Source organism: Neobacillus pocheonensis, from assembly GCF_050477905.1.
Classification (GTDB): domain Bacteria; phylum Bacillota; class Bacilli; order Bacillales; family Cytobacillaceae; genus Neobacillus; species Neobacillus pocheonensis_A.
In genome coordinates this window covers 466,489-479,528 of the sequence record NZ_JBCNAD010000020.1, presented here as the reverse complement: position 1 = coordinate 479,528, position 13,040 = coordinate 466,489, and the positions used below count along the sequence as shown (strand labels likewise).

At 38.9% G+C, this 13,040-nt stretch carries 11 protein-coding genes and 1 tRNA gene; 7 read left to right on the top strand and 5 right to left on the bottom strand.

Features of this window, described 5'->3' with window-relative positions; translation table 11 throughout:
- Nucleotides 1-480: 480 nt before the first annotated feature.
- Complete coding sequence (locus tag ABES02_RS12390) at nucleotides 481-1,386, bottom strand: DMT family transporter (RefSeq protein ID WP_430134900.1); 906 nt, start codon at nucleotides 1,384-1,386, stop codon at nucleotides 481-483.
- Nucleotides 1,387-1,517: 131 nt separating this feature from the next.
- Here ABES02_RS12390 and ABES02_RS12385 point away from each other — a divergent pair, with 131 nt between their 5' ends.
- The 4 genes from ABES02_RS12385 to ABES02_RS12370 all read left to right on the top strand — a co-directional run bounded on the left by ABES02_RS12385 (nucleotide 1,518) and on the right by ABES02_RS12370 (nucleotide 4,541).
- Nucleotides 1,518-2,204: an MgtC/SapB family protein gene (locus tag ABES02_RS12385; RefSeq protein WP_430134942.1), complete on the top strand. Its 687-nt coding sequence runs from the start codon at nucleotides 1,518-1,520 to the stop codon at nucleotides 2,202-2,204.
- An 85-nt stretch (nucleotides 2,205-2,289) separates the two neighbouring features.
- Nucleotides 2,290-2,362, top strand: a tRNA-Ala gene (locus ABES02_RS12380).
- A gap of 314 nt (nucleotides 2,363-2,676) precedes the next feature.
- Entirely contained in the window at nucleotides 2,677-3,003 is a 327-nt protein-coding gene (locus tag ABES02_RS12375) for a DUF485 domain-containing protein (RefSeq protein ID WP_430134897.1), read from the top strand.
- Nucleotides 3,003-4,541: a solute symporter family protein gene (locus tag ABES02_RS12370; RefSeq protein WP_430134895.1), complete on the top strand. Its 1,539-nt coding sequence runs from the start codon at nucleotides 3,003-3,005 to the stop codon at nucleotides 4,539-4,541. Before ABES02_RS12375 ends, ABES02_RS12370 begins: the two co-directional genes overlap by 1 nt.
- 51 nt (nucleotides 4,542-4,592) lie before the next feature.
- On the opposite strand, the gene ABES02_RS12365 is transcribed toward ABES02_RS12370, so the two are convergent.
- Nucleotides 4,593-5,981 (bottom strand): DEAD/DEAH box helicase, encoded by a 1,389-nt coding sequence (locus ABES02_RS12365; RefSeq protein WP_430134892.1) that lies wholly within the window; start codon nucleotides 5,979-5,981, stop codon nucleotides 4,593-4,595.
- A 173-nt stretch (nucleotides 5,982-6,154) separates the two neighbouring features.
- Between ABES02_RS12365 and ABES02_RS12360 the strand changes: the two genes are divergently transcribed.
- The 3 genes from ABES02_RS12360 (at nucleotide 6,155) to ABES02_RS12350 (ending at nucleotide 9,663) form a co-directional block, all read left to right on the top strand.
- Nucleotides 6,155-6,730 (top strand): RBBP9/YdeN family alpha/beta hydrolase, encoded by a 576-nt coding sequence (locus ABES02_RS12360; RefSeq protein WP_430134890.1) that lies wholly within the window; start codon nucleotides 6,155-6,157, stop codon nucleotides 6,728-6,730.
- A 179-nt stretch (nucleotides 6,731-6,909) separates the two neighbouring features.
- Nucleotides 6,910-7,053, top strand: a complete 144-nt coding sequence (locus ABES02_RS12355; protein WP_430134888.1) for a hypothetical protein — start codon at nucleotides 6,910-6,912, stop codon at nucleotides 7,051-7,053.
- A gap of 75 nt (nucleotides 7,054-7,128) precedes the next feature.
- A complete protein-coding gene (locus tag ABES02_RS12350) occupies nucleotides 7,129-9,663 on the top strand; it encodes an EAL domain-containing protein (protein WP_430134885.1) in 2,535 nt (844 codons plus the stop codon).
- Between the two features lie 24 nt (nucleotides 9,664-9,687).
- Here the strand turns inward: ABES02_RS12350 and thrB are convergent, their stop codons facing one another.
- Genes thrB through ABES02_RS12335 form a run of 3 tightly spaced genes read right to left on the bottom strand, consistent with a single transcriptional unit; the run spans nucleotide 9,688 to nucleotide 12,954 of the window.
- A complete protein-coding gene (gene thrB / locus ABES02_RS12345; RefSeq protein WP_430134882.1) occupies nucleotides 9,688-10,605 on the bottom strand; it encodes a homoserine kinase in 918 nt (305 codons plus the stop codon).
- Nucleotides 10,592-11,662: a threonine synthase gene (gene thrC, locus ABES02_RS12340; protein ID WP_430134879.1), complete on the bottom strand. Its 1,071-nt coding sequence runs from the start codon at nucleotides 11,660-11,662 to the stop codon at nucleotides 10,592-10,594. The genes thrB and thrC overlap by 14 nt, the downstream gene beginning before the upstream one ends.
- Nucleotides 11,659-12,954 carry a homoserine dehydrogenase gene (locus ABES02_RS12335; protein ID WP_430134876.1) on the bottom strand — a complete coding sequence of 432 codons (1,296 nt, stop codon included), beginning with the start codon at nucleotides 12,952-12,954 and terminating at the stop codon, nucleotides 11,659-11,661. The genes thrC and ABES02_RS12335 overlap by 4 nt, the downstream gene beginning before the upstream one ends.
- Nucleotides 12,955-13,040 lie beyond the last annotated feature (86 nt).

Sequence of the window (13,040 nt, the reverse complement as noted above, 5' to 3'; positions counted from 1 at the left end):
TGTTTAGTTTTCAAAGAGCAATGTTTTATTTTCCTTGTAATCCACAAGTACTCATTTTACTTTTTTAAATCAATCGCTCAAAAGCGACTTCATTAATTTATCATACCTTACCTCTCAAAGTCAACGACTTTTTTAATTTCTTTTTTCGTTGTTTTGACTCTCTCGAAGAGGACGAGATTTAATATAACACGATAAATAAATGATTGCAATATAATTTATAAAGTTTTTTAAAAAGATGGCTCTGTTAAATTTGGCTGTTGATTTCCGCTCCAGGAACTCGCTTTCCGCGGGCGTGACGGGGATCCTCCTTGGCGCTTTGCGCCTGTGGGATCTTCCCTGCCCCGTACTCCCGCAGGAGTCGAGCGCCTTCCAATCCAATCAACAGAGTATAAAAAAACAACAATATCGTTTAACAGAGCCAAAAAGATAAATTCACCTTCTACTTATCTAAGTGATAATGATAGAAGGTGAATAACGTCTTTAAGTGGTACTTTTTATTTCACCTTTTAATTTCATTTTTCTTTCATCAATTACAAATAATAAAATTCCTCCTATGACAATAATCCCTCCTATTATTTGTGTCCAAAAGACATTTTCGCTAAGTAAAAAATACGCAAGAATCGTTGCACCTACAGGTTCAAACAAAATAGCCATAGAAATAGTGGACGTGCTTAGCCATTTTATCGACCAGTTAAACAAAGTATGTCCAAGTAAATTAGGAAACAGAGCAAGTAAAATAAAATAAGTCCAATTGCTTGAAGAATAAGGGAATAAAGACTCCCCAACTACTAAGCAATAAATTAATAGCGTTATCGTACTCATAAAATAAACAATAAATGTATAAGTAATTAGTGATACCCTTTTTCTAACATTTTGGCCAAATAACAGATAGGCTGTTACGGGTATACAGGCAATTAAGGCAATGATATCTCCAAAGAGTGCCGTTCCACTTATTCGGAAATCCCCCCAACTGATAATAATACTTCCTGCCACAGCAATGATGCCGCTAAGGATAGCTTTACTTGATAATTTCTCCTTAAAGAAAAAATACGTTCCAACAAAAGCAAATAAAGGTTGCAGAGTGACAAGGACTGTAGAACTTGCAACCGAAGTGTAATTAAGCGATTCGAACCATAGGATGAAATGAAAGGCTAATAATATTCCAGCAATGGCCGCAAAAAGCCAGTCCTTTTTCGTTATCAGTCTCAGTTCTTTCACATGCTTCGTTAAAAAAATGGGGAGCATGAAAAGGACTGAAAAAAATAAGCGATAAAATGCGATTACCCCTGAGGGTGCTGTACTGAGTTTAACAAATATAGCTGAAGCAGATACAGATAGTACCCCTATTGCCAATACGGCATACGGATTTATTTTTGGTTCTTCCATAATGGACTCCTTTATGTGTAAAATTAAGTAAAGTTTCAAATATATTAATGTAATCCTATAATATTTTCTATTAATTTATCAAAACTTCTGCTAACTGATTATTAAATTGGACGTGAATGTATATGTCAACCATGGATAATGATATATTAATCAAGCTGGGAATATCTGCAGTATTTGGGCTTATTATCGGCCTTGAACGAGAATTAAAGAGAAAGCCGGTAGGTCTTAAGACAAGTTTGGTGATTTCTGTTGTAAGTTGTTTGTTGACCATCGTTTCGATTCAATCTGCATATCTGTTTCCAAATTCCCCAGACGTAAAAATAACAATGGACCCTCTCCGTTTGGCAGCACAAATCGTTTCCGGAATCGGATTCTTGGGTGCTGGCGTCATCTTAAGACGAGGTAATGATAGCATCTCAGGGCTAACCACCGCTGCGATGATATGGGGTGCGGCCGGAATTGGTATTGCCGTTGGTGCTGGCTTTTATTTAGAAGCATTTGTTGGCGTAGCCCTGCTAATTATTAGTGTAGAATTAATTCCTTTCTTAATGAAACTGTTTGGCCCTAAACAATTGCGGGAGAGAGAAGTCAGTCTGCAGTTGTTTATTAGAGATAAAAATCAAATTGATAAAGCTATTACTTACTTATTAGAGAAAAAATATATTATTCGCAGGCTTCGTATTAAAGATTTGGATAATGGTGATCATCTAGTGCATATAGTAGTAGCTGTAGATTACCGAGAAAAGACAACGGATGTCTATGCTTTTGTTTCCGATTTAGAGGGTGTTAAAAGAGTTGAAATTGAGAGCATTAGCTGAGGGCAATTATTTTGCCCTTTTTTTAAAAATTTCCTCTTGCACGAAATGCAAAATCCGGATATAATTCTACTTGTACCGAATATCTGGGGGCTTAGCTCAGCTGGGAGAGCGCTTGCATGGCATGCAAGAGGTCGTCGGTTCGATCCCGATAGTCTCCATACTTAGAAAACCTTTGCGAAGCAAGGGTTTTCTTTTTTTACTTTTACTAGCTAATTTATACTAAAATTTTCCTATTTTTCAAATATTCCCTTGCGCTTTTAAAAAGATTATTACTATAATGATAATTGTGTTAGTTTTCAAATTTTCAGAAAAGTCAGTTAGAAAGGGAGGACGAAAAACTGCATTCATATATTCCTCTATTAAATCATCCGGCTATTACCTCACCGAAACTTCAACTATTGACCAATCAGCAATGTCTTTATTTTATTCTCATAAATAAAACAAAGGGTTTATAAGAGAGGGGGATCTCCGTATGGAGGCCAATAAAATTAAGGATACTTCTGAAAACGATTACAGTTCAATTGCTCAGTCAGCTTCGTTTCAAGCATTACTCTCCGAAAAGAAAAAATTTATCATTCCTATTACAATCTTTTTCTTCTGTTTTTACTTTGCATTACCAATTTTAACGTCCTATTCAACCGTCTTAAACCACAAATTTATTGGCAGCATTTCTTGGGCTTGGGTGTTTGCATTCCTGCAATTTATTATGACCTGGGGATTATGCATGCTTTATTCAAAAAAGGCTTCCAAATTTGATGAGTTGGCTAATAAAGTTGTCGAGGAAAGGGGAAATAGCTGATGAATATACCTGCTTTTATCATGTTCCTCGCTATCGTTTTAGTAACGTTAGTCATTACTTATTACGCTTCTAAACGGACCAAAAATGCGAGTGAATTCTATACAGCCGGCGGGGGACTGACAGGTTGGCAAAATGGGCTGGCTATCGCTGGTGATTATATGTCTGCTGCATCCTTTCTGGGGATTGCCGGGGCTGTCGCCTTAACGGGTTTTGATGGATTTTTTTATAGTATCGGTTTCCTTGTAGCCTATCTAGTGGTTCTTTATTTAGTAGCCGAACCGCTTCGGAATCTAGGTAAATATACTTTTGCCGATATGATTGCCGCTCGGTTTAATACAAAAAAGATACGCGGTTTTGCGGCCATGAACACGATGGCGATCTCAATTTTTTATATGATTGCTCAGCTTGTTGGGGCAGGAGCACTTATTAAACTATTATTAGGTTTAGAATATACCACATCTGTATTAATTGTTGGCGTGTTAATGACGGTCTACGTTATTTTCGGAGGAATGCACGCCACAAGCTGGGTACAAATTATAAAAGCGATTCTATTAATGGGCGGTACCTTTGTCATTTCCATCATTGTTTTTGCAAAGTTTAACTGGAGTATAGCGGATATGTTTGCGCAAATGAAAACGGCCACTCCGCTGAAGGAATCTTTTTTAAACCCGGGTGTTAAATACAAAATCGGGCTTGATACAATTTCTCTTAACATGGGGCTTGTACTAGGGACGGCGGGCTTGCCTCATATTCTAGTACGTTTCTTTACAGTAAAAGATGCGAAAACGGCTCGTTCTTCTGTCGTCTATGCAACATGGATTATTGGCCTATTTTATGTCATGACGATTTTCCTTGGCTTCGGTGCTGCCAAGTTTGTCGGCAATAGTGAAATCATTGCGGCAAATCCGGCTGGAAATATGGCTGCTCCATTATTGGCAAAAGCCATTGGTGGAAATATGCTCTTTGCCTTTATCTCAGCTGTTGCATTTGCTACTATCCTGGCAGTTGTTGCAGGTCTTGTTCTAACGGCTGCCTCAGCCTTTGCCCATGATTTCTATAATGAAATTCTCCGCAAAGGAAAAGCAACAGAAAAACAACAGGTTAGTATGGCACGCTGGGCCGCAATCGGAGTTTCGGTCATTTCTATTATTCTTGCTTTAGGGGCACAAACTCTAAACGTTGCTTTCTTAGTTTCGCTTGCCTTTGCAGTAGCTGCAAGCGCCAACCTTCCAGTTATTATTTATACAATCTATTGGAAACGATTTAATACAACAGGTGCTGTTTGGGCAATGGTTGTTGGACTCATCTCCGCTATCGGTCTTGTTCTGATTAGCCCGAATGTTTTTAGCCCTGAAGTTGGCAAAGCCATCTTTGTAGGAGAGCCGCTATTCCCCTATACGACTCCAGGAATTGTTTCGATTCCGCTTGGATTTTTGGCTGGTTTCCTTGGAACCATCTTCTCAAGCCAAAAGGTTGATGTGAAAAAATATGAAGAAGTACTGGTTAAATCGAACACTGGAATTAAAATAGGGGGATAAAATAAAAAAAGGGGCTGAAATCCAATTTCAGTCCCTTTTATTCTTCAAAAATTACCTCTGCTTTTGTCTTCCTGAACCCGACTTGGTATTGTTCCTTCCAGCTCTGCCTTGAGATGGAGAACTATTTCGTTTTCCTTTTATCGAGCTTTGCTTCTTATCTTGTTCTTTCGTCGTCGTTTTCTTTCCTGGTCGATTAGAGTTTGATTTCATTTTCGATTTCTGCGAACCCTCACTCTTTCGTTCCATTTTCCCTTTTCGATTAGTCTTATTATCGTTCCCTTTTTGACCAGTAGGACGGGCTGGTTGTGTGTCTTTTTCCTTACCGGAATTCCCCACGTTTTGTTTTTGAATGGTTATATTGAGTTCTTTTTCAATCATATCCAGGGTCGGACGATCTGCAGAGGAGTAAAAGGTTATCGCTAACCCTTTCATTCCTGCTCTGCCAGTTCTCCCGATTCGATGTATATAACTCTCGCTGTCCTGGGGAATATCATAGTTAAACACATGTGTTACCCCTTCGACATCAAGTCCTCTCGCTGCCACATCTGTAGCAATTAACAATTGAATCTCAGCATCCCTAAAACGCTTCATGACTTGCTCACGTTTTGCTTGAGACAAATCACCATGTAATTCATCACAGGAAAATCGCTGAGCCCTTAGCACTTCATAAAGTTTGCTTACCCTTCGTTTTGTCCGGCAAAAAATAACCGCTAAAAACGGCCGGTGCGTTTCGATCAATTGAATAAGTGTTGACTGCTTAGCCCGGTCAACGGTATGAATCGCAATTTGTTTAACATTATCTGCAGGACCTTGTGTTTTTTCCACCTGAATATATTCAGGCGAACGCATATGTTTATGTGCTAGTTTTCTTACCTCAGACGGGATTGTTGCGGAAAACAGCATCGTCTGACGGCTGGTCGGGGTCTCACTAATGATGTCCTCTACTTCATTCAAAAAGCCAATATGAAGCATTTGATCGGCTTCATCTAATACAAGAAAGGAGGTTTCTGATAGGTCAACCGTTTCTCTTCTAATATGATCTAACAGCCTGCCTGGTGTTCCAACAACAATCTGCATACCTTTTTTCAATTTTTTTAACTGCTTTTCAACATCCTGCCCACCATATACGGCCAATACATCAATTCCCTCGATGTCCGATGTTAATTTTTCTACTTCGTCTGTAATTTGCAAGGCTAATTCCCTAGTTGGAGTGACTATAAGGGCTTGAACATGAGCGGCGCCACGGTCGATTTTTTCGAGGATGGGCAGGATAAAGGCAAACGTCTTTCCAGTTCCCGTTTGTGCTTGAGCGATAATATCCTTACCTCCCATTAGCTTCGGTATGGCTTTTTCTTGAATCGGAGTTGGAATGGCCACTCCGAATTTATTTAATTTATCAACTATTGAATTTGAAATACCTAATGATAAAAAATCTGACAAAAATACCCCTGCTTTCTATATAAGCGTATCTATTAATATTGATTGTTTATCATGGCAAATGCAAATATCTTTTAAAAACTAATTGTCATTTATTAATAAAGACGTTATAATTCAATAAAACCAATTAAATTCATCGGAATTGTAAACTTTATTTGATAAAAGGGGTGTTTTAAATGAATCAAAAGAGCTTTCTTATCATCCATGGATTAGGGGGAAGCGGTCCTGACCATTGGCAGTCTTGGTTAGCACACGATTTAAAGCAAAGAAATTTTCACGTTTGCTACCCAATCTTTTCAAACTTCGATTCACCAAATTTAGAAATCTGGCTGGAAGAATTATCTTCTGCTTTAAAAACAATCCCTGAGAACGATAACCTGACAGTTATTACACATAGCCTGGGTTGTGTCCTTTGGCTCCACTATGCAGCACTTCATAACAAGAGGATTGCAGATCGTGTTATTCTTGTCGCACCGCCTTCACCAGCATTCATTCTTCCGGAAGCAACATCTTTCTATCCAGTCCCTTTAAATAAAACGAATTTGTCGAGATTATCAGAAGATACATTATTTGTCCATTCAACCAATGACCCATACTGCAGCATGGAGGATGCAAAACAATATTTAAACTTAACCCTTCCTGCTGTCACTTTCCCAAATGCTGGGCACATTAATACCGATTCAGGACACGGGAAATGGCATTGGATTTTAGAAGAATGCTTAGAGTCTGAAAAAATCGTTCAATATGTTTAATAAAAAAGACAAAGGAGTGATGAACTATGCCATCACTCCCTTTATATTGAGAGTCCCCCAACTTCATTGTGCTAACTGCGGCAAAAAAAGCCAATATTAGAACACGACTTTTAATGTAATAAAACCCTTATCCCTTGAAAAAACTAAGCTATCATTATTTTTTTAAGGAGAGGATATCCATGACAGAAAAGTGTTTCTATTGTACTGAGGAAATTGAGGAAAAACAGCTTCATTTTGTTTCTTTTTTTTCAGCAGACTCGGAAAGAGATGAAACTCTTTGTGATGAATGCTACCAAGAATGGCTGCACGGCGTAAAGGGCTAAGCTTACTTGGCAGGATAACAAAATAGCTATTTGCTCAGTCTAATTGAGCAAATAGCTTATGGGAGTGTTGTGTCATTGTCCATCAAGAAAAAGCTTCCGCTCATTTTTTGTTTATTAGTTTTTTTAATTCTAGTAACTAATAATGCTTTACATTATTACCGTTCAAAATATCAGCTTCTAGATTATAATGAGCGTGAAATAACGACCATTACTAAAGAAGTTTCCTTCCAGGTCAAAAATACAAAGGAAGGCTCTCTATATGTAGAAAATATTCTTGGCAGAGACTTAAGAATCGCTTCTTTAGCTATAAGAAAGAAGCTGCCTGCTAGATATCAAGATATTACAAATGAACAGCTAGTAACCTTAGCAAAAGAAGTAGGCGTTTCACATATAACATTGCTAGCTAAAGCTGACGATGACATTATCGGAGTTAGATCTTCAGATTCTGAAGAAATCAATATGTCCACACATGATTGGGGCTATTGGTATGATGCCTTCCAACAGCTCTTCTCGTTAGTTCCCGTTAAAGTTGGAAAAGGAATCACCTTACCGGATTATTGGTCAGGGCCGATTGAGGTTGCTGATTCCAATCCAGAACATATAGATAAATGGGGCTACTATTATGATGGTTCAACGAATTATATTATTAACCCCTTTTTTCGCGACAGCGAAGTATTAGAATATGAGGAACGATTTGGTCCACAGAAAATTATTAAAGATTTTACGAAAGAACGTGGGATATTAGAGTTAATTGTCCTTAATCCAAAGCACTTTGGAAAAAAGAAAGAGATTGTCCATTCTAATGGACAAAGCTATACTCGAATTTCTGCCGAACCCTATTGGTACGGAAATTATAACTACCCTAATGTTAAAACAGATGCTGAATTTATCAAAAAGGCTATAAAGTCAAAAGAAGTCCAGTCTTACCGGGGACATATTAATGGCAAAAACATCATGAAAACTTTTGTACCTGTATTTAACGGGGACCCTATTGTAATCGAGCTCGTCTATAATTATGGACTTATTCAACAAGAACTTGCTCACGAGCTAATGGTACATATTCTTCTATCCATCGCTATCATGATTATCGTATTAATCGTCAGTTTCGTATTTTCACGGTCCATTACCCAGCCAATTGGTTATATTGTCGAACAAGTAAATGAGATTGCCCAAGGCAATTTTGGAAAGCACCTACACTTAAACCGAAAAGATGAATTAGGTCTGCTTACGGAAAATGTGAATGCCTTATCCAACCATTTGCGCAGCTATGTAGATGACTTAAAACAAAGTAAGGAACTTATTGAATACCAGGCCTATCATGACCCGTTAACCGGTTTGCTTAACCGGAGATATTTTCAAGAAAAAATAAAACAAATCATTGATTCCAAAGAAAGCGGTGAAACTTTATCGGTTTTATTTATCGATTTGGACCGCTTCAAACAGGTGAATGATTCTTTTGGCCATAACAAAGGGGATGAACTGCTCAAAACCGTTGCGGATAGAATAAAGAAATGCCTGCCTGATGAAGAAAAGAACATCATTACCCGTCAGGGCGGCGATGAATTCATTATTTTATTAGTAAATTATGATTTCCAAGAAACAAAAGTAGCAGCCGAAAGAGTTGTGGTGAGTTTAAGGAAACCGTTTTCTTTAGATGGGAACGAGATTTATCTTGGCGCAAGCTGTGGAATCAGTTTATATCCGGAACATACAGAAAACTTTGACACCCTCGTTATCTATGCCGACATGGCTATGTATAATGCAAAGAAAATGGGGGGCAACCGTTTAACGGTATATTCTGAGCAATTAATGAAATCGAATATAGGCAGACCACGTCTTGAATCACGCTTAAGAAAAGCGATTGAAAATGAAAAAATTGAAGTATACTATCAACCAAAATTCAATGCTGTAACAGGTACTATTTTTGGCGCTGAGGCTTTACTCAGATGGACTGATGAAGAATTAGGATTCGTGTCGCCAGAACTAATTATCCCGATTGCTGAAGAAACAGGCTTAATTCAGCCTTTATGGGAAATAGTGATGAAAATGGCCTGCGGGCAAGTGAGCCAATGGAACAAGAATCGCTCCACCCCTTTATCTATTTCGGTGAATTTTTCGGCACGACAATTTCAAGAGCCATGCACCATGGTTAATCAAGTTAAGGAAATATTAAATGAAACTGGTTTAGCTCCAAAAAATTTTGAAATTGAGATTACTGAAAGTATTCTCCTCAATAATTCATCCGATATCGTTTCATCACTTCAATCTTTGCAAAATGCTGGAATTTCTATTTCAATTGATGATTTTGGAACAGGTTATTCTTCTTTAAATTACTTAAGGAATTTACCTATCAATACTTTAAAAATTGATAAGTCCTTCATCCAGGACATAAAAGAGGATTGGGGAAATTCAGAAATTCCTGAGGCAATTATCAACCTTGCACGGAGTCTTCATTTAAATGTTATTGCAGAGGGCGTTGAAAAAGAGTTCCAAAAAGAGTTTTTACTCTCAAAAAATTGTGTTCAAATGCAGGGCTATTTATTTAGTAAACCATTAAGAAAAGAGGATTTTGAGCAATATCTTGATAAGATAGAAAAAGGGCAGCTATAGGGCTGCCCTTTACTTTTAGTAGATTTATTTTACAAACTTTTCAACCTCTTTAACACAGCTTCCTTCATTATCAATATTGAGAAGCCTCACATTCATTTCTGGAAAATCGCTTTGCAGCATTTGAGCTAGCAGTTTTCCCTGCCCTTTTTCCGCAAAGCAAATGACTGACGGACCAGCGCCGCTTAATGCCACTCCAAAAGCCCCATTAGATTTTGCTGCCTGCTCAACCTCTTCATAAAAAGAGATGAGCGGTTTGCGGTATGGCTGGTGAAAGAGATCCTTCTCCATCATTTTACCCACGATTTCCCAGTTTTGGCTTAAGAGCGCTGCGACCAAAAGATTACCATTTGATGATGCTTGGATTGCCTCCTGCCGTGAAAAAGCTTCTGGGAGGACATCACGTGAATCCTTCGTCAATAAGATTTCTTCTGGGATGGCCACAACCACTTCAAAAGAAAGGTTTGTGAAGGACAGTATATCCACCTCTTTTTGTTGATAACTTCCGATAACCAGTCCCCCAAGAACAGAAGCCCCAGCATTATCAGGATGCCCCTCCCATTCTGTAGCTAAGAAAGTCTTTTCTTGTTTTGTTAATCCTAAGTTCCCAATACTATCAGCAAGCTCGATTCCAGCAACGATGGCTGATGCACTTGAGCCCAATCCACGTGCTAAAGGGATTTCGCTTTCGATTTTCACCTTACATGGCGGTAAAAACTTTCCATATTTCTCAGCCGTTTTTATGGCCACTTGAGCGATAAAATGCTGGTCATCATTTGGTAGCTCTTTCAGTTCTTCAGTAGTAGAAGAAAATTCCCAACTGCTGCTTTCCTCAACCTCTAACGTAAGGTATAAATCCAGCGCAAGGCCAATGGAATCAAAGCCTGGCCCTAGGTTGGCTGTACTTGCCGGAACCTTAATAATAAAGCGATTATTTAGAGGCATTCAAAACAACCCCTCGAATATGGTCTGTAACAGCTTTTTCATCATTTGGCAGCTGTACCGGGTGAATGAGGCTGGTATTAATAGCAGTATCAGGATCCTTTAAGCCATTACCTGTCACGACAGCAACAATTTTTGTCCCTTTTGCGATTTTTCCTTTTTGGATGCTTTTATACACTCCGGCGAGGGAAGCAGCCGAAGCTGGCTCAACAAAAACACCTTCTGAAGAGGCTAATTTTTTATAGGCCGCTAAAATTTCTTCATCACTAACTTCATCAAATAGTCCATCTGATTCCTGAACGGCAGAAACAGCTAAATCCCAGCTTGCCGGGTTTCCAATTCGAATCGCTGTTGCAATGGTTTCCGGATTTTCAAAGACGCGATTATGGACAAGAGCAGCGGCTCCTGCTGCTTCAAATCCAAACATTCTCGGCAATCCAGTACCCTTCTTATCTGCAAATTCCTTAAAGCCTTTCCAATAAGCACTAATATTTCCGGCATTGCCAACTGGAATCGCTAAAATTTCTGGTGCAAATCCGAGCTGATCGCAAACCTCAAAGGCCGCTGTTTTTTGTCCTTCAAGTCTGAAAGGATTGACTGAATTGACCAGAGTAATTGGTTCTTCTTTACTGATATTACGAACCATTTGCAGTGCTTGGTCGAAATTTCCTTCAATCGAGATAATTTCGGCACCGTACATCATGGCTTGAGCAAGCTTGCCCATTGCAATTTTCCCCTCAGGAATAACGATGATGCATTTTAAGCCTGCGCGGGCCGCATAAGCAGCCGCTGCTGCAGAAGTATTACCGGTTGAGGCACAAATAATCGTCTTGCTGCCTTCTTCCACCGCTTTAGCAACAGCCATGACCATCCCGCGGTCCTTAAAGGACCCAGTCGGATTCGCTCCTTCAAATTTCACATAAAGCTCGACATCCCATTCCTTTGAAAGGCGTTCAAGTTGGATTAAAGGTGTATTTCCTTCATGTAAGGTCAATTTAGGAGTTTCATTGTTAATTGGTAAAAATTCTTTATATGCTTCTAATAAACCTGGCCATCTCATAACGATTTACGCACCACCCGATATGCACTTTTTACTTCCTTGACTGCTTGGATATCATATAATTCTTGTAAGATTTTATCATAATTTGTTAATGAAGCACGGTGTGTGACTAACACAATTTCTGATGTTTCATTTTTCTTGATTGGCAGCTGAAGTATTTTTTCAAAGCTAACCCCATGTTTAGCAAAAACAGAGGTAATATCGGCAAAGACGCCGACCTCGTCTTTTACATGAATGCGCAAGAAATATTTAGAATACTTTTCTCCATCGTCTTTTAAGAGCTTTGGATATTGAGGTGTCACAGCGCTTTTTCCGTTTACACCCAGCCTCAAGTTTTTCATGACGCCAACTAGGTCTGAAACAACAGCCGTTGCCGTAGGCAAACTTCCTGCACCTGGCCCATAAAACATCGTTTCACCGACTGCTTCCCCGTAGACGTAAACAGCATTATATTCATTTTGCACTGAGGCTAGCGGATGGTTGTCGGATAAGAAGGTTGGTGCTACACTTACCTCAACTTTTTCTCCTTCACGATGGGCATATCCAATCAACTTCATTGTATACCCTAGTTGTTTTCCATAACGTAGATCTTCTTCCGTGATATTTGATATTCCGCTTACTTTTACATCTTCTAAATCAATATGCATCGAAAAACCTAGTGTAGCAAGGATTGTCATTTTTCGTGCTGCATCTAATCCTTCTACATCAGAGGTAGGATCTGCTTCCGCAAAACCAAGCACCTGTGCTTCTTTAAGAACCTCGTCATAGGATCTTCCTTCATTGCTCATTTTCGTTAAAATATAATTGGTCGTTCCATTTACAATTCCCATCATTTGAGTAATGCGATCTGAGGCAAGACCATCAACTAAGCCTCTTAAAATAGGAATACCACCGGCAACACTTGCTTCGTAAAACAGGTCACAGCCATGTTCAGACGCAACAGTAAGCAGCTCAGAACCGTGTAGGGCCATTAAATCTTTATTGGCTGTCACTACATGTTTTCCTTGGCGGAGTGCTGTAATGAGATAATCCTTCGTTTCTTGTACACCGCCCATTACCTCGATGACAACATCAATTTCTTTATCAAATAGGATATCATCGGCAGTCGAAGTTAAAAGACTGGTTTCTATTTCTACTGGTCTCGTTTTATGTAAGTCCTGAACGAGGATTTTTTTGATGACAACAGGACAACCTACTTGGTGCATTAATTTATCCTGATGGTTTTTAATGATTTTCACAACACCTGAACCAACGGTGCCCAGACCTAATAATCCAATCGATATGGCTTTCATGATTTCCCCTCCAGTTTATGTCCTTTTGTCACGCACAAATGTATTTGTATTGTAGACATTATATGACTCTCTTTATTTTTTTACAA

Excerpts from the sequence above, each read along its gene's own strand:
- ABES02_RS12390 (WP_430134900.1), bottom strand. The coding sequence starts at position 1,386 with ATGGAAGAACCAAAAATAAATCCGTATGCCGTATTGGCAATAGGGGTA.
- ABES02_RS12385 (WP_430134942.1), top strand. The coding sequence starts at position 1,518 with ATGGATAATGATATATTAATCAAGCTGGGAATATCTGCAGTATTTGGG.
- ABES02_RS12375 (WP_430134897.1), top strand. The coding sequence starts at position 2,677 with ATGGAGGCCAATAAAATTAAGGATACTTCTGAAAACGATTACAGTTCA.
- ABES02_RS12370 (WP_430134895.1), top strand. The coding sequence starts at position 3,003 with ATGAATATACCTGCTTTTATCATGTTCCTCGCTATCGTTTTAGTAACG.
- ABES02_RS12360 (WP_430134890.1), top strand. The coding sequence starts at position 6,155 with ATGAATCAAAAGAGCTTTCTTATCATCCATGGATTAGGGGGAAGCGGT.
- ABES02_RS12355 (WP_430134888.1), top strand. The coding sequence starts at position 6,910 with ATGACAGAAAAGTGTTTCTATTGTACTGAGGAAATTGAGGAAAAACAG.
- thrB (WP_430134882.1), bottom strand. The coding sequence starts at position 10,605 with ATGCCTCTAAATAATCGCTTTATTATTAAGGTTCCGGCAAGTACAGCC.
- thrC (WP_430134879.1), bottom strand. The coding sequence starts at position 11,662 with ATGAGATGGCCAGGTTTATTAGAAGCATATAAAGAATTTTTACCAATT.
- ABES02_RS12335 (WP_430134876.1), bottom strand. The coding sequence starts at position 12,954 with ATGAAAGCCATATCGATTGGATTATTAGGTCTGGGCACCGTTGGTTCA.